This window comes from Pseudomonas sp. GM80 (assembly GCF_000282515.1).
GTDB lineage: Bacteria > Pseudomonadota > Gammaproteobacteria > Pseudomonadales > Pseudomonadaceae > Aquipseudomonas.
The window spans coordinates 41279-59246 of sequence record NZ_AKJD01000108.1 but is presented as its reverse complement, the minus strand read 5'-3'; the positions used below and the strand labels follow the sequence as shown (position 1 = coordinate 59246).

Below are 17968 nucleotides of genomic sequence, written 5' to 3'. Positions count from 1 at the left end.
GACTAGCGAAATTGCGCGAGGAACCGCAAGTCGTTGTCGAAGAACAGACGCAAGTCGTTCACGCCGTAACGGAGCATGGCCAGACGCTCGACGCCCATGCCAAAGGCAAAGCCGGAGAACTCTTCCGGATCGATGCCGGACATGCGCAGCACGTTCGGGTGAACCATGCCGCAGCCCATCACTTCCAGCCAGCCAGTCTGCTTGCAGACGCGGCAGCCTTTACCGCTGCACATCACGCATTCCATATCGACTTCGGCGGATGGCTCGGTGAACGGGAAGTACGAAGGACGGAAACGTACGGCCAGTTCTTTCTCGAAGAACACCCGCAGGAATTCTTCGATGGTGCCTTTGAGATCGGCAAAATTGATGTCGCGATCAACCAACAGGCCTTCGACCTGGTGGAACATCGGCGAGTGGGTGATATCGGAGTCGCTGCGATACACACGGCCTGGGCAGACGATGCGGATCGGTGGCTGCTTCGATTCCATGGTGCGGACCTGTACCGGCGAGGTATGGGTGCGCAGCAGCATGTTGGCATTGAAATAGAAGGTGTCATGCATCGACCGGGCCGGGTGATGGCCTGGGATGTTGAGCGCTTCAAAGTTGTGATAGTCGTCTTCGACCTCAGGGCCTTCGGCAATGCCGTAGCCGATACGGGTGAAGAACTGTTCAACACGTTCCAGAGTACGGGTCACCGGATGCAGACCACCGGAGGTCTGACCACGGCCCGGCAACGTTACGTCAATGGACTCGGCGGACAGTTTGGCAGCCAGTTCGGCTTCTTCAAACAGGGCCATGCGCGCATTGAGAACGCCTGTAACACGTTCCTTGGCAACGTTGATCAGGGCGCCGACTTGCGGACGCTCTTCTGCCGGCAAATTCCCCAGGGTCTTCATCACCTGAGTCAATTCACCCTTTTTGCCAAGGTATTGAACCCGGATTTGCTCCAGGGCATTGATATCTTCAGCGCTTTGCACAGCCTCTAGTGCTTGAGAGACCAGCGCATCCAGGTTTTCCATGTACAGACTCCAGATACAAAATAGGGGAAGAGCTTGAAGGCTCTTCCCCTATTTAAGACGTTTACCACCTGGCCCCACGGAAGTGAGGCCGGGTGATTGTCGGGGGTACTTAAGCCAAGGTGGCTTTAGCTTTCTCGACAATCGCAGCAAACACCGCTTTTTCGTTCACTGCCAGATCAGCCAGAACCTTACGGTCGATCTCGATGGACGCTTTTTTCAGGCCAGCGATGAAACGGCTGTAGGACAGACCGTTAACACGAGCACCAGCGTTGATACGAGCGATCCACAGAGCGCGGAACTGACGTTTTTTCTGACGACGGTCACGGTAGGCGTATTGGCCTGCCTTGATTACCGCTTGCTTGGCAACACGGAATACGCGCGAACGTGCACCGTAGTAGCCTTTAGCAAGTTTCAGAATTTTTTTGTGACGCTTACGGGCAATGACGCCACGCTTTACACGAGCCATGAGTTACTTCCTCTATTCTTGACTAAAATTAACGAAGGCGCAGCATGCGCTCGACTTTTGCCACGTCAGACGGATGCAGCAAGCTGCTACCGCGCAGTTGACGCTTACGCTTGGTCGACATTTTAGTCAGGATGTGGCTCTTGAAAGCGTGCTTGTGCTTGATACCGTTAGCAGTTTTCAGAAACCGCTTAGCAGCACCACTTTTGGTTTTCATTTTTGGCATGTTCGGATACTCCGCATTCAGTTGATAAACATAATCAGAAGGCCTGCCGTGCCCTGTTGATTACTTCTTCTTTTTCGGGGCGATGACCATGATCAGCTGGCGTCCTTCCATCTTAGGATGCTGTTCGACCGAACCGTACTCGAGCAGGTCAGCTTCAACCCGCTTGAGGAGTTCCATCCCCAGCTCCTGGTGGGCCATCTCACGGCCGCGGAATCGCAAGGATACCTTGGCCCTGTCCCCATCACTCAGGAAACGTACCAGGTTGCGCAGTTTTACCTGGTAATCCCCTTCCTCCGTCCCTGGACGAAACTTGATTTCTTTAACCTGAATCTGCTTCTGGTTTTTCTTGGCCGCGGCAACCTGCTTCTTCTTCTCGAAGATCGATTTGCCGTAGTCCATCAGTTTGCAAACAGGGGGTACTGCATCGGCGGAAATTTCCACCAAATCCAGTTTGGCCTCTTCAGCCTTAAGAAGCGCGTCTTCAATTGACACAATCCCAAGCTGTTCACCTTCAGCCCCAATTAACCGAACCTCGCGTGCCGAGATATTCTCGTTGATCGGGGCTTTCGGTGCAGCTCGTTTATCTTGTCTCATTTCACGCTTAATAATAATTACTCCGAATCTGGGCGACCACGCCGGGAAACCGCTTGCGCGAGAAACTCAGCGAACTGGGCGACGGGCATCGAGCCCAGGTCAGCACCTTCACGAGTACGCACAGCGACAGTCTGCATCTCGACTTCCTTATCTCCGATTACCAAGAGATAGGGAACCTTGAGCAAAGTATGCTCGCGGATTTTAAAGCCGATCTTTTCATTTCTCAAGTCGGACTTGGCACGAAATCCGCTTTCGTTGAGAGTTTTTTCAACTTCTGCAACAAAATCTGCCTGTTTATCAGTGATATTCATGATCACCGCCTGGGTCGGCGCGAGCCACGCAGGGAATGCACCTTCATAGTGCTCGATCAAAATACCGACGAAACGCTCGAAGGAACCGAGGATCGCGCGGTGCAACATCACTGGGTGTTTGCGGCTGTTGTCTTCGGAGACGTATTCAGCGCCCAAACGGACAGGCAGGTTAAAATCGAGCTGCAAGGTACCACATTGCCAGACGCGACCGAGGCAATCTTTTAGCGAGAACTCGATCTTCGGACCGTAGAACGCACCCTCACCCGGCTGCAGATCGTACGGCAGGCCCGCAGAATCAAGGGCTGCAGCCAGTGCAGCTTCAGCGCGATCCCACAACTCGTCAGAACCGACGCGTTTTTCCGGACGAGTGGACAGTTTCATTTCGACGTCGGTGAAGCCGAAGTCGCGATAAACATCCATGGTCAGCTTGATGAATGCAGCGGATTCGGCCTGCATCTGCTCTTCGGTGCAGAAAATGTGGGCGTCGTCCTGAGTGAATGCTCGTACACGCATGATGCCGTGCAGCGCACCCGACGGCTCGTTACGGTGGCAGGCACCGAATTCGGCCAGACGCATCGGCAACTCGCGGTAGCTTTTCAGGCCCTGGTTGAACACCTGCACGTGGCATGGGCAGTTCATCGGCTTGATGGCGTAGTCGCGGTTTTCCGACTGCGTGGTGAACATGTTGTCGGCGTAGTTGGCCCAGTGCCCGGATTTCTCCCACAGGCTGCGGTCAACGACTTGAGGGGTCTTGATCTCAAGGTAGCCGTTGTCGCGCTGGATCTTGCGCATGTACTGCTCGAGCACCTGGTACAGCGTCCAGCCGTTCGGGTGCCAGAACACCATGCCCGGGGATTCTTCCTGGGTGTGGAACAGGCCCAGACGCTTGCCGATCTTGCGGTGATCGCGCTTTTCAGCTTCTTCGATGCGCTGGATGTAAGCCGCCAGTTGCTTCTTGTCTGCCCAAGCGGTGCCGTAAACGCGCTGCAATTGCTCGTTCTTGGCGTCGCCGCGCCAGTAGGCACCGGACAGCTTGGTCAGCTTGAAGGATTTCAGGAAACGCGTGTTCGGCACGTGCGGACCGCGGCACATGTCGACGTATTCTTCGTGATAGTACAGACCCATGGCCTGTTCGTTCGGCATGTCTTCGACCAGGCGCAGTTTGTAGTCTTCGCCACGGGCCTTGAACACTTCGATCACTTCGGCGCGCGGAGTGACTTTCTTGATCACGTCGTAATCTTTCTCGATCAGCTGCTGCATGCGCTGTTCGATCGCAGCCATGTCGTCCGGAGTGAAAGGACGTTCGAAGGCGATGTCGTAATAGAAGCCTTCGTCGATGACCGGACCGATGACCATTTTAGCGGTCGGGTACAGCTGCTTGACCGCATGACCCACCAGGTGAGCGCAAGAGTGGCGAATGATCTCCAGCCCCTCTTCATCCTTTGGCGTGATGATTTGCAGGGTCGCGTCGCTGCTGATGATGTCGCTGGCGTCGACCAGTTGACCATTGACCTTGCCGGCCAGAGTGGCTTTGGCCAAGCCAGCACCAATGGATGCGGCGACCTCGGCTACGGAAACCGGGTGATCGAATGAACGTTGACTGCCGTCGGGAAGAGTAATAGTTGGCATGGCGCCTCCTCTCCTAGTGGTGACCCCTACCAAAGGTCACGTGGGTTGGGATGAGCCAGTACAAGATCCGATCCAGGCCATTCAATGACGAACGCCTGCCTTACAGCGGCAGGAGCCTTGCGGCCAACCGGAAAACCGAACCAGAGTGACTGGGATTCAAATCGAAGTATTCGCACGCTGACCGCGTCCGGGGCTGAAGGCCATCCGGCGCCTGAGAACGCTTGAGCCCGGCATGCTAGCACAGATGAGCGGTCACTTATGCCTCTGTTTGATCAGAAGGCAAATCGTCCGTTTTTATGCCAGAGTGCTGAACTTGATCGGCCTTCAAGCCCTCAGATAACAAGACATTGACCCACAAGGAGCATCCTCGCATGCGTCTGAATACCCTGTTCGCCGTAGTCGCCCCAATTGTTCTGCTGCTGCCGCTGAGCGCCCACGCCGATTGGCCGAAGGGTGAACGCGAGAAGTACATGGCGCAGTGCACCCAGGCGGCGACCCCACAGATTGGCGCTGCGGCGGCCAAATCTCATTGCGCCTGTGGCGCTGACGCCATCAAATCCTATCCAGCGAGCGACATTCAGGCACTGATGGACAATAAGGCCACCCCTGAACTGCAGCAGAAAGCGCTGGGCCAAATCGCCAAATGCAAGGCCAACACCCCGGCGAAAAAGTGATCAAAAAAGCGTTCTGAACCGGCTCAGCGCCCCTGAAAAGGGCTGAATTTGCGTCTTTTCAGACGATTTATGCAGGTTTTACAGGTTTTTTTATCGTCTTTACGTTCCGCTGAAAGCCTTGTAAACCGGGGCTTTCAGCCGATAAAGGCAGTAAAGAAAACACGACTGATTGGCAAACAGCACGTCCGGGGGGCTACCAAAGCGAACATTTCGACTATGATACTCCGGTGTGCCCAGTTGGCCTGAGCAGCACAGTACTACTGAAAATATATGTTTCTTGGAGATACACCATGTCTAATCGCCAAACCGGCACCGTTAAATGGTTCAACGATGAAAAAGGCTTCGGCTTCATCACTCCTCAAGGTGGCGGTGACGACCTGTTCGTACACTTCAAAGCTATCGAATCCGACGGTTTCAAAAGCCTGAAAGAAGGCCAGACCGTCTCCTTCGTGGCTGAGAAAGGCCAAAAGGGTATGCAAGCTGCACAGGTTCGCCCAGAGTAATTTCTCGGCGCACTAAAAAAACCCCGTCCATGTGACGGGGTTTTTTATGCCTGCAACAAAAGCGCCCTGCAGTCAGCCGCAGTTGACGCGATTGATCACCAGGTTGTTATCGGTGTTCAGGTTCAGGCGATCAGAACGGTATTCCAGCGTGATCATATCGGTCGGCTTGAGGAACCGTGCATTCTGCGCACCCGCCTTGGCCCGCGCCTGCTCCAGCAGCTCTGGCGAAGCTTTCTTGCCGATGGCGAATTGCGCCGCCGATGCTTCACAACGGCTGTGACCGGCTTCGGTCGCCACCGGATCCTTTGCCGACTCGCTGGAGGTCGTACTGCAACCGGCCAACATGGCAACGGCCATAAGTGCACCCAGTGTCGCGAACTTCAAAGGCATGAAGCCTCCTTGTTTTCAAAAGTTAAGCTGAGATCGTGCGACCGCCATTCCGGCGTTTGGTTTCACGGCAAATGCCATCACCTTGCCCCACTATCGGAAAAACGCCGAGTGTGCCTGAGCGACAACCGGCTCTTCATCAATCAATCGTGACTGAATATTAACGGTGCTCAGTAGACGTCGATGTAGTCGTACGGCGGATTCGGCCAATTGTCCTTTAGCGCATTGAAAATCTGCATCACCCACACCTCATCGCTGGCCGCGACATTGCCCACATAACCGGAGCCCTTGGCCCAGGTTTCGAGTCGGAACAGCAGGCCGTCGATATCCTGACCACCGGTCACGCCTGAGGAAATGTAAGCAATACCGCCCTTCGTCACACGCAATTGAGTGTGTTCGTCGTCACTGGCCGAGGCGAGCAGTTGGCGCACGGCATCAAGCGTGAGGCCGTCAGGGGTATTCAAATCGATCTGCACAGCACGATCCTTGGAAAGCCGTAAAAGACCAAGTGTCGCATAGCACTCCGCTCATGCCTAAGTCGCAGTGCCAAATGCCCGACAAAATGGTTAACTCGACGCACAGACTTCGCGACTTCTCGAGCGTACCTCATGACCACCATCAGCATCGATGCCGACATTAAAGCCAAGTGGGCAGACGGACACAGCTCCTATAGTCCGGGGACTACGGAAGAACTGGCACTGATCGGGATCGATCTATTGGTCAAAGAGCTGGGCACGGAAGCGGCCCAGCAATTCATCAAGCAGATTTTCGAGCGTTACCCGACTGAAAAAGTCGAACACGTGGAAAAGGCATGAAGGTTTGCAGGATCGAACGTTCGGGGTGTCTGTGCGGGCCTCTTCGCGAGCAAGCTCGGCTCTTACAGGGTCGCGTTAATTTGTAGGAGCCGAGCTTGCTCGCGAAGGCGGCCTTCCTGGCGACGCACCTTCTGCGAGTGCGAATGCTTTATTTCAAACGCTTCAGACGCTCGGTGAGCAAGTCAAAGAAGCCCTGAGCATCGCCATTTTCCACCCAGAACGCATTCTTCGGCGCCTTCAGGCCGTCATACCAGTCAACAATGGTCTGACCGAAAGTCGGCCCTTCACGGCTATCAACCACGACATTCACCGAACGACCGGTGAACAGCTCAGGCTTGAGCAGGTAGGCGACAACGGTAGCGTCATGCACCGGACCACCCGGAATACCGTAGTGCTCCATATCGCCCTTGATGTACTCGTTGAGGATGTCGCCGACAATTTTGCTCGCATTGTTGTTCAGCGCGGCGATCTGCTTCAGGCGCGCGTCACTGGTGAGAATCTTGTGGGTCACGTCCAGCGGCAGATAAGTCAGCTTCACGCCACTCTTGAGCACCACTTCGGCCGCTTGCGGGTCAGCAAACAGGTTGAATTCGGCAACCGGGGTGATATTGCCACCATTGAAGTGCGCGCCACCCATGACCACCACTTCCTTGATGCCCTGAACAATTTCCGGCTCTTGGATCAGCGCCAGCGCCAGGTTGGTCTGCGGACCGAGCATGGCGATAGTGATGCTGTGCGGCTTGGCTGTTTTCAGGGTATCGATCAAGTAATTGACCGCATTGCCTTCAGCCAGGCCTTTTTTCGGCTCATGCACGGCGACACCCGACAGGCCTTCCTTGCCATGGATGTTTTCGGCGTAGATCGGCGTGCGCATCAACGGCTTCGGCGCTCCGGCGTAAACCGGTACGTCTTCGCGCCCTGCCCACTCGCGGGCCAGGCGGGCGTTACGCGACGTCTTGTCCAGACGGACGTTGCCGGCCACGGTAGTCAACGCGCGAATATTCAGCTCGTCCGGCGAGGCCAGGGCGAACAGCAAGGCGACGACATCGTCAGCGCCTGGATCGGTGTCGATGATCAGATCGATTTTTTCCGCCGCGTGAGCGCCGGTTGCAGAGATAACGGACAAGAGCAGCAGACTCCGGAGCAGTTGGTGCAGTTTCAGAGCATAGCGTTGCATGGCGCATTCCTTGTGCTGGTGAAATCAAAAATTAAAAGGTAACCCCGGCGACCAGCACGATGTTGCAGTACGGCTGGCATTCGCCCGTACGAACAATCGCCCGCGCCTGTCGGCTAAGCACCTTGAATTGCTCGTGACTGAGCAGATCGCGACGCCCCAAGGCGCCCTCTTCATTCAACGCGTCCAGCGTATTCAGCGCCGTCGGTTGCTTGTCGAAGATCTCTTTGGCCAGCGCATGACTTTCCACCTGCATCTCGCTGAGCACGACGTTCAAGGTGCTGACGAAATCCGGCACGCCGTGGGTCAGCGCCAGATCAATCAGCTCGACACCTGGCGGCACCGGCAGCCCGGCGTCACCGATGACCACCATGTCGCCATGGCCCAGGGAGGCAATCAGCCGCGACAACGCGACGTTGAGCAGAGGAGTTTTTTTCATGCGGGTTTAAAGGCCTGTACGTCAGATAGGGTTGGAATGGACGGCTGCGCGCCGGCGCGAGTGACCGACAGTGCCGCAGCGATCTGCCCGTAGCGAATCGCCTCGGCTTCGGATTTGCCAGCGGCCAATGCAGCGGCGAAACCACCGACGAAGGTGTCCCCCGCCGCTGTGGTGTCGACGGCCTGCACTTTCGGCGCCGGGAAATGCTCGAAACCCTGACCGTTGGCAAACAAAGAGCCTTGAGCACCGAGGGTAATGATGACCTTGCCCGCACCCATGGCGATCAGGTGACTGGCCGCTTTTTCAGCGGATTTCAGCGAGTCCACCGGCAACCCGCTCAACGCGCTCGCCTCGCTTTCGTTGGGGATCAGATAATCGATCGCTGTGAACCAGTCAGCGGGCAGAGGACGGCTGGCCGGCGCCGGGTTGAGGATCACGGTTTTGCCAAGCGCACGCGCCCGTTTCAGCGCATGACCCACGGTCGCGTCGGGAATTTCCAGCTGGCAGATGACGACGTCCGCCGCTTGCAACACGGCATCAAAACGGTCGATCACTGCCGGTGTCATCGCGCCATTGGCCCCAGCGACAATGACAATCGCGTTCTGGCTGTTGTCATCGACCACGATCAGCGCCACGCCACTGGAATCCTCGACAACGCTCACCGCCTGGCAATCAATCCGCTCGGCCAGCAAGGCGTCGCGCAATTGCACGCCGTAGTCGTCGTTGCCGACGCAACCGACCATCGCCACTTGCGCCCCCAGTCGCGCAGCGGCGACGGCCTGATTGGCACCCTTGCCGCCGGACACCGTGGCAAAGGAATGACCGATCAGCGTTTCACCGCCTACAGGGAGGCGTGGCGCCCGGGTCACCAGATCCATGTTCAGGCTGCCTATTACCACTACATTTGCTGGCATACATCATTACTCGTCAATTCGGTTTCAGCGGTATTCGGTGAACACGCCGGACAGCGGCGCGGTCGATTCGCGCAGGACAATACTCGGGGTCACGATGCGTTGATCGGTGCCCAGATTCGGGGTGGCAATCCTTCGCAACAATACTTCAGCCGCCATCTCACCCAGTTGCAGGATCGACTGGCCGACGGTGGTCAGCGCCGGGTATACGTAGCGGCTCATCTGGATATCGTCGAAGCCGATTACCGACAACTCGCTCGGCACACGCACGTTGCGCTCCGCCGCTGCGCGCAGCACGCCGATACCGATCATGTCGTTACCGGCAAAGATCGCGCTGGGCGGGTTGTTTTCGAGCAGGATCGCTGCCGCGTTGTAACCGCCGGTGCTGGTGAAATCACTTTCCAGCATCCGCGCCTGGCGCACTTCGATACCGGCCTCTTTCAGCGCCCGGCAATAACCGGCCTGACGCATCTGCGCCACGCTGGTACTCGCCGGGCCGCCGATGGTGGCGATGTCACGGTGACCCAATTCCAGCAGATGGCGAGTCGCCAGGTAGGCGCCGTACTCGTGGTCGATGCGCACCAGATCGGCGTCGACGCCGTCCAGACCTCGATCGACGATGACCATGGGCGTTTTCACACCCGCCAGCCCTTGCGCCAGACCACTGTCACCGCCGGCGGAGGCAACAATCAAACCGTCGATGCGTTTTTCCAGCAGCACACGCAAATAGCTACGCTGTTTTTCCGGGTTGTCGTCGGAGTTGCAGAGGATCACGCAGTAGCCGTTACGCTCACAGTAATCCTCGATACCCCGCGCCAACTCGGCGAAGTACGGGTTCAGACTGTTGGGCACCAGCAGGCCGATGGTCGCGGTGGTCTTGGCTTTGAGTGAGCGCGCCACCGCACTCGGCACATAGTCGAGACTCTTGATCGCCGCCTCGACTTTCAGCCGCACTTGCTGGCTGACCGGCCGGGTGTTGTTCACCACGTGGGACACGGTCGTGTAGGAAATCCCCGCGAGCGCCGCCACATCCTTGATCGTTGCCATATCGGTTTCCTAGCCCCGTCGACTGGCGCGTTGACTGCGATAAGTATCGAGCACCACGGCGATGACGATCACCGCACCGGTGATGATACGTTTGGTCGGTTCAGTCGCACCGATTTGCGCCAGACCGGCCGCCAGTACGGAAATGATCAACACGCCAAAGAAGGTGCTGATCACCGAACCGCGCCCGCCCATCAGGCTGGTGCCGCCGATGACCACGGCCGCGATCACTTGCAGTTCCAGACCTGAGCCGGCATTCGGATCAGCTGCTTCCAGACGGGAAATCTGAAACAGCGCCGCGATACCGGCCAGCAACCCCATCAGGCTGAACACCAAAATCTTGTACGGCTTCGGATTGATCCCGGCGAGTCGCACTGCTTCTTCGTTGGTGCCGATGCCGATCAGGTAGCGACCGAACACGGTGCGGGTCAGAACCGCCTGAGCAATGATGATGACCAAAAAGGCAATGATGAACGACGGCGAGATACCAAACGCGATGGGGTTCGACAGCCAGGCAAACGAGTCGCCGATGTAGGCAGTGCGCGACCCGGTCATCTGATAGGCCAGGCCCCGAGCCATTTCCAGCACGCCGAGAGAGACGATAAACGATGGAATCCGCCACGCGACAGTGATCGACCCAGTGACTGTGCCGGCCAGTGCCGCCACCGCCATGCCGAGCAACGCCGAGGGCAACACGCCCCAGCCCCAGCCGAGAATCGCCACACTGACCGTAGATGCCGCCAGCGCCAATACCGAACCGACCGAAAGGTCGATGCCGCCGATGATCAATACGAACGTCATGCCGACCGCCAGCACCATCAAATCGGGGATCTGGTTGGCCAAGGTGCTGAAGGTGTTATAGGACAGAAAGTGGCTGCTCAAGACCGAGAACAGCGCAATCATCGCCAGCAAGGCCCCGGCCAGGCCGAGATAAGTGCCCAGGCCGTAGAAATTGCCACTACGTTTGCCGGCAGGAGATGCAGTTTTCATGGGAGATCCCTAGGCGCCGCTTCGTTGAGCAACGCATCACGTTTTTGGTAGCCGGCGAACGCGGCGGCAAGCAAATCATCCTGGGTCCAGCTGTCACGCTCGAACGTGTCGATCAGACGCCCGGCCGACAACACGCCGATGCGGTCGCAGATCAGCATCAGTTCGCGCAGGTCACTGGACACCACCACCAGCGCTTTGCCCTGGCGCGTCAGTTCGCCGAGCAGGGCATAAATGTCGAACTTGGCGCCGACGTCGATGCCACGGGTCGGCTCGTCGAACAGCAGCACGGAGCAATCACGCTCCAGCCAACGGCCGATCACGACCTTCTGCTGGTTGCCACCGGACAACTCTGAAACAAGCTGTGTCGGGCTCGAACTGCGGATGCGCATGGCGTCGATCTGACGCTTGGCCAAGGCGATTTCATCGCCGTTATTGACGACACCACCGCTGGAAATTTCCGGCATGTTGCCCAGCGCAATGTTCGCGCTGATCGACTGACTGAGCAGCAAACCTTCGCCCTTGCGGTCTTCAGTGATCAGCGCGATGCCATTGCGCACCGCATCGACCGGCGAGCGCACACTGACCACTTTCGCTGGCGAACCGAGGGCGATGGTGCCGCTGTCGGCGGTGTCTGCACCGAAGATCAAGCGCAACAACTCTGTGCGCCCTGCCCCGATCAGTCCGGAAATCCCGAAAATCTCGCCGGCACGCACTTCGAAGGAAACATCGCGAACCTTGTCGGAGCGAGTCAGGCCTTTGACCGTCAACGCTGGGGCGCCAATATTGCGCGCGCCCATATCAATGTGCTCGCCCAGTTCGCGGCCCACCATCAAGGTGACCAATTGCTCACTGTTGTAGTTGGCCATCGGCTCGACGCAGACCAGATGACCGTCACGCAGCACGGCAATGCGCTGCGCCACGCGGGCCAGCTCTTCGAGACGGTGGGAAATGTAGATGATCGAAACGCCGCGCGCCTGCAAGCGGGTGATTTGCTCAAAGAGCATTTCGACTTCGCGCGCGGTGAGCATCGCGGTCGGCTCATCGAGAATCAGCACATGGCAATCGCCGATCAGGTTGCGGGCGATTTCAACCATCTGCTGATGGCCGATACCCAATTCACCGACCAGTGTGTCCGGATCGATTGCGTCGAGGCCGACTTGCGCCATGGCTTCGATGGCAGCTTTGCGCAATTGCTTGCGGCTGATCCAGCCACCGTTACTCGGCAGGTTATCGAGAAACAGGTTCTCCGCCACCGACAGGGTCGGCAACAGATTGAGTTCTTGCATGACCATGCGCACGCCGAGGTCTTCGGCCTGGGTACGGCTGCCCGGGCGATAATCCTTGCCCTGAAACTGCATCTGGCCGGTGGTCGGGGTGACCAGTCCGCCAATGATTTTCGACAAGGTGCTTTTACCGGCGCCATTCTCGCCGGTCAGCGCCAGTACTTCACCGCGCATCAGCGTCAACTCGATGCCGGTCAGCACCGGTTGCGCATAGGTCTTACCGATACCGCTGACCGAGAGGACAGCGTTCGGGGCGGAAACTGACATAAAAACTCTCCATGCGCTCGCCCGGACGGACGAGCGCCGTTGTGCCGCCAGAAGACTTACTGGGTGACCAGCTCGACCGGTGTTTCGATCACGCCGTTGGCGCCGCTGTCGACTTTCTCGCCCTTGATGATTTTCAGCGCGGTTTCGATGCCGAACACCGCTTGCTTGGCAGCGAACTGGTCAGCAGTGGCCAGCACACGGCCGTCCTTCAACATCGGCTTGATCGCATTGATGTTGTCGTAACCGACGACCTTCACCTGACCAGCCTTGCCGGCGGCTCGTACGGCGGAAACGGCACCGACGGCCATGCTGTCGTTACCGGCCAGCAGCGCTTTGACGTCCGGGTATTCGCTGAGGATCGACGCAGCAACCTTGTTGCCCTTGTCGATTTCCCAGTCACCGGACTGCAGAGAAACGATCTTGATCTGCGCGGCGTCCATCGCATCTTTGAAGCCCGCGGTACGCTGCTGCGCGTTGGTCGTCGTCGAAACGCCTTCAATGATGCCGACTTCGTCACCGGCCTTGAGCTGCTTGGCCAGGTATTCGCCGACCAGACGCGCGCCTTTGCGGTTGTCCGGGCCTACGAAAGGCACGCTGATGTTTTTGCTTTTGACGATGGCCGGATCGAGCTGGTTGTCGATGTTGATCACAGTAATGCCGGCGTCGACGGCTTTCTTGATCACCGGCACCATGGCCTTGGAATCAGAAGGCGCGATCACCAGAGCATTGACCTTGGCCAGAATCATCTGCTCGACGATACGGGTCTGGCCAGCGGTGTCGGTTTCATCCTTGATGCCGTTGGAGATCAGGTCGAAATCGGCGGAGTGTTCTTTCTGGTAGGCCTTGGCGCCATCTTCCATGGTCAGGAAGAATTCGTTGGCCAGGGATTTCATGACCAGCGCGACTTTAGGTTTTTCAGCAGATTCGGCGAACGCCGAGGAGACAGGTAGTGCGGCGGCTGTGGCAGCCAGCATAGCGACAGCAAGAAGGCGTCCAGCGAATGGCAGCTTCATGGGTTCACTCCGATCTTATGATTATTGTGAGCAACGCTTGCGCTGGCGTAAGCTACTTTGGCTTGTTCAACGGAATACTCCATCGAGAAAGCCGCGCAAACGTTTGCGTAGACCAGACTATGCGAATCCCGCCGACATTTGTCAACATTCAGAAATAGTAATTGTTGCAGGGCGAATCGCTCGATTCGCCCCACTGTCACGCCGTGGTGCTGATCAGGCCGCCGCTGCTGGAATCTTTTGCCAGCTCCTTGATCAGGTTGCCGGAAACTTCCGAGAGTGCACCGTTGGTATCAGCAATCTGCCCCTGAATCGACATGACTGCAGTCGCCTTGGCTTCTGGCGTCGGGTAACTTGCAGCTTGTGCCGCCGCCAGTTGTTGCTGCTGTTCCTGCAATTGTTTTTGCAGTTCCTGCATGCGTTTGAGCAGCATTTTTACCGCAATGCTTTGATCGCCGCCGCTCTGGGCCTTGCTGTCTTCCTGCGCGGCACCGCCGGTTCTGACCTGCTTGGAATCGCCCTCTTCCTTACCCAACAACTGCGTGGAAGTCTCGGCAGTCGCATCGCTGAGCGCATTAACGGTGGCCGTGGACTTGCCGCCAATGGTGATAGCGCTGGCATTTGGAAAACCAACCGACAGTGACATGTTAACTCCTCAATAAATCCAGATTCCTTGAACACGCATCGGCCTGCACGGCGGTTTCTTTAGCCAAGAGCGGGAAACAACCGCCCCGATCACCGCTTGTACTTTTCGGTCAGCCGAACAACTACCCCGCCGGTGTTCGGAAACCCGGATGAGCGCTTCGTACCAACGATTCGACCATCTACAAAATATTGATGTAAATCATAAGGTTAAACATTTTTCTCCAGCATAGTACGTCTGGTACAGATCCTGCTCCCTCCTCTGCACCCCGGACATCCAGATCGGTTCGGGGTGTATCTAGATGAACCTGCATCAGCACCGTCTCACTACTAGAGAGAAAAATAATGAAATCTGCTTTCAACACCTTGGTTCCGGGCGCTTTGGCCCTCCTCCTGCTCCTGCCTACCGCCCTTCAGGCAAAAGAAGTCGAAACCCAGACCAAACTCGCCAATGTCGTAGTACTTGCCACCGGCGGCACCATCGCCGGCGCAGGCGCCAGCGCGGCCAACAGTGCGACCTATCAAGCGGCCAAGGTCGGCGTCGAGCAACTGATCGCCGGCATTCCCGAGCTGAGCAAACTGGCAAATGTGCGTGGCGAACAAGTCATGCAGATCGCTTCCGAAAGCATCACCAACGACAATCTGCTGCAACTGGGGCGTCGCGTCGCCGAACTGGCTGACAGCAAAGACGTCGACGGCATCGTCATCACCCACGGCACCGACACCCTCGAAGAAACCGCGTACTTCCTCAACCTGGTGGAAAAAACCGACAAGCCGATCATCGTTGTCGGCTCGATGCGCCCGGGCACCGCCATGTCCGCCGACGGCATGCTCAACCTGTACAACGCCGTGGCCGTCGCCAGCAGCAAAGAAGCGCATGGCAAAGGCGTACTGGTGACCATGAACGACGAGATCCAGTCGGGTCGCGATGTCAGCAAAATGATCAACATCAAGACCGAAGCGTTCAAAAGCGCCTGGGGCCCACTGGGCATGGTGGTTGAAGGCAAATCCTACTGGTTCCGCTTGCCTGCCAAGCGCCACACCATGGATTCGGAATTCGACATCAAGAACATCAAGAGCCTGCCTGACGTAGAGATCGCCTATTCCTACGGCAACGTCAGCGACACTGCCTACAAAGCACTGGCGCAATCCGGCGCCAAGGCAATCATCCATGCCGGTACTGGCAACGGCTCGGTGTCCTCGCGCGTAGTGCCAACCCTGCAAGCCCTGCGCAAGGACGGCGTGCAAATCATTCGCTCGTCCCACGTCAATGCCGGCGGTTTCGTTCTACGTAACGCCGAACAGCCTGACGACAAGTATGACTGGGTTGTCGCGCACGACTTGAACCCACAGAAAGCCCGCATCCTGGCCATGGTCGCACTGACCAAAACCAATGACAGCAAAGAGCTGCAGCGGATGTTCTGGGAATACTGATTGACCTTCGCCCGATCTTTTCCTGATCGGGCACTCTTCACGCCACTCGTTTACCGGGCGAGTGGTGTGTCGCCCACATCCCTCCTGCATTTTTCCTACAAAAAACACGACGCGCCTTACACCAAATTCGGAAAACCGCTGTCAGAGGATTTTCTTGAATTTTAAGCAGTTGCGAAAATGCTTACAGTTAAATACTGTATGCACGTACAGCTTAATAAGGATAACCTCGTGGCCACCTCCCCTGATGCTCCTGACGCTTTCGAACGCATGGGTCTGCGCGTTCAAAAAATCATCAACTCCCCTACCGCACAAAAAGCCAAAGCGGCGCTGATCTTCCGTCTGCCGGACGAGCCGATGGATGAGTGGGAGCGCCTGCTCGAGGAAATCGACGAGAACGACAACGTTACCCTTGCCTACCGCGACGACGGTGGCGTGCAGATTTTTTGGGTTGTGCCGAAGGAAGATTGATTCAATGAGTGTCCGCTGTTTTGCTTTGCTGTTGTTATCGTTCATCGCTTTTGGCGCCCAAGCTGGGGCGCCACGCACTTTTTCTGAAGCCAAGAAGGTTGCGTGGAAGCTCTACGCACCGCAGTCCACCGAGTTTTATTGCGGGTGCAAATACACTGGCAACAAGGTCGATCTGAAGGCGTGTGGTTACGTCCCGCGCAAGAATGCCAAGCGCGCGTCGCGCATCGAGTGGGAACACATTGTACCGGCCTGGCAATTTGGCCATCAGCGCCAATGCTGGCAAGAAGGTGGGCGCAAGAACTGCACGCGTTACGACCCGACCTATCAAAAAGCCGAAGCCGATCTGCATAACCTGGTGCCAAGCATTGGCGAGGTCAATGGCGACCGCAGCAACTTCAGCTACGGCTGGCTGCCGGTGCAATCCGGGCAGTACGGTTCGTGCCTGACCCAGGTCGATTTCAAGGCGAAGAAGGTCATGCCTCGCCCGTCGATTCGCGGCATGATTGCCCGCACCTATTTCTACATGAGCAAGCAATATGGCTTGCGCCTGTCGAAACAGGATCGGCAATTGTATGAAGCCTGGGACAAGACTTACCCGGTGCAAGACTGGGAGCGCCAGCGCAATCAGAGCGTAGCGTGCGTGATGGGACGCGGTAACGAATTTGTCGGCCCGGTGAACCTGAAAACCTGCGGCTGAACAGACGCGTAAAAACAAAAGGCCCCGAGTGTGATGCTCGGGGCCTTTTCGTTTGTGACTAGCTGCCGACCTTGTTGTAACGCCAATAGCCCATCAGGTTGAGCGACTCGCGCGGGATGCCGCATTCCTTGATCAGGTACCGGCGCAAACTCATCACCGCTGCCGACTCACCAGCGATCCAGCCGTAAAATCCTTCAGGGGCGGTATCGGCAATTTCCCAGAGAATGTCTTTGTCGATATCGACATCGGCCAACTCGATTGCACGCCCCGCTGGCGATAAATGGACGGGCAAGGTCGCCTCACGCACGGCTTCCACCATCAGTGTTCCGGCGGCCGTTTCATTTGCCTGATCGCGAATCAACCATTGCACCGACAACCCCGGCCAGTCCGGCACGGCAAGCATGTCCTGGGCGCTGTCCACCTCGAAAAAGGCCTGCACCTGCGGCGGCTCGGCAAGCGCCGCCAACTCATCAAGAATGCCCATGGCCGCCGGCAGCGCCGTGGCGTCAGCAACCAACAGTGATTGTTTGAGGATTTGCGGGGGCTTCCATTCGAATCCGCCGGCTTCCTGCGCTGAAAAATGATTGTCAGGGGCAAGAATCTGCATCGAATCGCCTGGCTGCGCACGCAATGCCCAACGTGAGGCCGGACCGGTTTCACCGTGCAGGACAAAATCGATATCCACTTCGCCCTGTTCGGCGCGCAGATGGCGGATGGTGTAGGTGCGCATCGCGGGACGCCGATCGGCGAGCATGGACTTGAATCGAGCGTACCAGCCCTCTTCCTGGGCGAGACTTGATTGCGAACCGTCAGCGGCCGGAAAAAACAGCTTCACCCGCTGATCCGGCGCCCAAGTGGCCATTTCGTTGACGGGGGAACCGGCGAGCGTGATCCGCATCATGTGCGGGCTCAATTGGGTTTTACGGTGCAGAACAACGTCGAACAATTTGTACGGATTGGCGGAGGCCATGGGGAGCTCCTTGTGGAA

Annotated in this window: 22 protein-coding genes; 6 read left to right on the top strand and 16 right to left on the bottom strand. The window is 57.3% G+C overall.

What is annotated here, in order from left to right; genetic code table 11:
- Positions 1-2 precede the first annotated feature (2 nt).
- The 5 genes from pheS to thrS all read right to left on the bottom strand — a co-directional run bounded on the left by pheS (position 3) and on the right by thrS (position 4242).
- Complete coding sequence (gene pheS, locus PMI37_RS17785; protein ID WP_003226365.1) at positions 3-1019, bottom strand: phenylalanine--tRNA ligase subunit alpha; 1017 nt, start codon at positions 1017-1019, stop codon at positions 3-5.
- Positions 1020-1128: 109 nt separating this feature from the next.
- On the bottom strand, positions 1129-1485 hold the full coding sequence (gene rplT / locus PMI37_RS17780) for a 50S ribosomal protein L20 (RefSeq protein WP_007913489.1): 357 nt from the start codon (positions 1483-1485) through the stop codon (positions 1129-1131).
- 28 nt (positions 1486-1513) lie between these two features.
- The gene (gene rpmI, locus PMI37_RS17775; protein WP_002553160.1) at positions 1514-1708 is read right to left on the bottom strand and encodes a 50S ribosomal protein L35; all 195 of its coding nucleotides are present in this window, start codon (positions 1706-1708) and stop codon (positions 1514-1516) included.
- A 60-nt stretch (positions 1709-1768) separates the two neighbouring features.
- Positions 1769-2320, bottom strand: coding sequence for a translation initiation factor IF-3 (gene infC, locus PMI37_RS17770; protein WP_170947229.1), 552 nt, complete (start codon positions 2318-2320; stop codon positions 1769-1771).
- Complete coding sequence (thrS, locus tag PMI37_RS17765; RefSeq protein WP_007913488.1) at positions 2320-4242, bottom strand: threonine--tRNA ligase; 1923 nt, start codon at positions 4240-4242, stop codon at positions 2320-2322. The genes infC and thrS overlap by 1 nt, the downstream gene beginning before the upstream one ends.
- Before the next feature lie 371 nt (positions 4243-4613).
- Here thrS and PMI37_RS17760 point away from each other — a divergent pair, with 371 nt between their 5' ends.
- Together PMI37_RS17760 and PMI37_RS17755 are read left to right on the top strand one after the other, a co-directional pair.
- Complete coding sequence (locus tag PMI37_RS17760; RefSeq protein ID WP_008083281.1) at positions 4614-4916, top strand: hypothetical protein; 303 nt, start codon at positions 4614-4616, stop codon at positions 4914-4916.
- Positions 4917-5206: 290 nt separating this feature from the next.
- The gene (locus tag PMI37_RS17755) at positions 5207-5419 is read left to right on the top strand and encodes a cold-shock protein (protein WP_003179963.1); all 213 of its coding nucleotides are present in this window, start codon (positions 5207-5209) and stop codon (positions 5417-5419) included.
- 72 nt (positions 5420-5491) lie between these two features.
- Here PMI37_RS17755 and PMI37_RS17750 read toward each other — a convergent pair whose 3' ends face one another.
- Complete coding sequence (locus PMI37_RS17750) at positions 5492-5809, bottom strand: I78 family peptidase inhibitor (RefSeq protein WP_008083276.1); 318 nt, start codon at positions 5807-5809, stop codon at positions 5492-5494.
- Between the two features lie 167 nt (positions 5810-5976).
- Entirely contained in the window at positions 5977-6282 is a 306-nt protein-coding gene (locus tag PMI37_RS17745; protein WP_007913485.1) for a hypothetical protein, read from the bottom strand.
- 132 nt (positions 6283-6414) lie between these two features.
- Here PMI37_RS17745 and PMI37_RS17740 point away from each other — a divergent pair, with 132 nt between their 5' ends.
- The gene (locus tag PMI37_RS17740) at positions 6415-6621 is read left to right on the top strand and encodes a hypothetical protein (RefSeq protein ID WP_008083273.1); all 207 of its coding nucleotides are present in this window, start codon (positions 6415-6417) and stop codon (positions 6619-6621) included.
- Between the two features lie 148 nt (positions 6622-6769).
- Here PMI37_RS17740 and PMI37_RS17735 read toward each other — a convergent pair whose 3' ends face one another.
- From PMI37_RS17735 to PMI37_RS17700, 8 genes are all read right to left on the bottom strand, one after another.
- On the bottom strand, positions 6770-7798 hold the full coding sequence (locus PMI37_RS17735; RefSeq protein WP_008083271.1) for a nucleoside hydrolase: 1029 nt from the start codon (positions 7796-7798) through the stop codon (positions 6770-6772).
- Between the two features lie 31 nt (positions 7799-7829).
- The gene (gene rbsD, locus PMI37_RS17730) at positions 7830-8234 is read right to left on the bottom strand and encodes a D-ribose pyranase (RefSeq protein ID WP_008083269.1); all 405 of its coding nucleotides are present in this window, start codon (positions 8232-8234) and stop codon (positions 7830-7832) included.
- Positions 8231-9148, bottom strand: coding sequence for a ribokinase (gene rbsK / locus PMI37_RS17725; protein WP_008083267.1), 918 nt, complete (start codon positions 9146-9148; stop codon positions 8231-8233). The genes rbsD and rbsK overlap by 4 nt, the downstream gene beginning before the upstream one ends.
- Before the next feature lie 24 nt (positions 9149-9172).
- Positions 9173-10192, bottom strand: a complete 1020-nt coding sequence (locus PMI37_RS17720) for a LacI family DNA-binding transcriptional regulator (RefSeq protein WP_008083265.1) — start codon at positions 10190-10192, stop codon at positions 9173-9175.
- Positions 10193-10201: 9 nt separating this feature from the next.
- Positions 10202-11179 carry an ABC transporter permease gene (locus tag PMI37_RS17715; protein ID WP_008083263.1) on the bottom strand — a complete coding sequence of 326 codons (978 nt, stop codon included), beginning with the start codon at positions 11177-11179 and terminating at the stop codon, positions 10202-10204.
- A complete protein-coding gene (locus PMI37_RS17710; RefSeq protein WP_008083260.1) occupies positions 11176-12729 on the bottom strand; it encodes a sugar ABC transporter ATP-binding protein in 1554 nt (517 codons plus the stop codon). The genes PMI37_RS17715 and PMI37_RS17710 overlap by 4 nt, the downstream gene beginning before the upstream one ends.
- Before the next feature lie 56 nt (positions 12730-12785).
- Positions 12786-13742: a sugar ABC transporter substrate-binding protein gene (locus tag PMI37_RS17705; protein WP_007913476.1), complete on the bottom strand. Its 957-nt coding sequence runs from the start codon at positions 13740-13742 to the stop codon at positions 12786-12788.
- A gap of 196 nt (positions 13743-13938) precedes the next feature.
- Positions 13939-14385, bottom strand: coding sequence for a hypothetical protein (locus PMI37_RS17700; RefSeq protein WP_008083258.1), 447 nt, complete (start codon positions 14383-14385; stop codon positions 13939-13941).
- Positions 14386-14726: 341 nt separating this feature from the next.
- On the opposite strand from PMI37_RS17700, the gene PMI37_RS17695 reads away from it, so the two are divergent.
- The 3 genes from PMI37_RS17695 (at position 14727) to PMI37_RS17685 (ending at position 16980) form a co-directional block, all read left to right on the top strand.
- Positions 14727-15815, top strand: coding sequence for an asparaginase (locus tag PMI37_RS17695; RefSeq protein ID WP_008083255.1), 1089 nt, complete (start codon positions 14727-14729; stop codon positions 15813-15815).
- A gap of 198 nt (positions 15816-16013) precedes the next feature.
- Positions 16014-16283, top strand: coding sequence for a DUF1654 domain-containing protein (locus PMI37_RS17690; protein WP_371924610.1), 270 nt, complete (start codon positions 16014-16016; stop codon positions 16281-16283).
- A 4-nt stretch (positions 16284-16287) separates the two neighbouring features.
- The gene (locus tag PMI37_RS17685) at positions 16288-16980 is read left to right on the top strand and encodes an endonuclease (RefSeq protein WP_008083251.1); all 693 of its coding nucleotides are present in this window, start codon (positions 16288-16290) and stop codon (positions 16978-16980) included.
- A gap of 58 nt (positions 16981-17038) precedes the next feature.
- Here the strand turns inward: PMI37_RS17685 and PMI37_RS17680 are convergent, their stop codons facing one another.
- Positions 17039-17950, bottom strand: coding sequence for a siderophore-interacting protein (locus PMI37_RS17680; protein WP_008083250.1), 912 nt, complete (start codon positions 17948-17950; stop codon positions 17039-17041).
- Positions 17951-17968 lie beyond the last annotated feature (18 nt).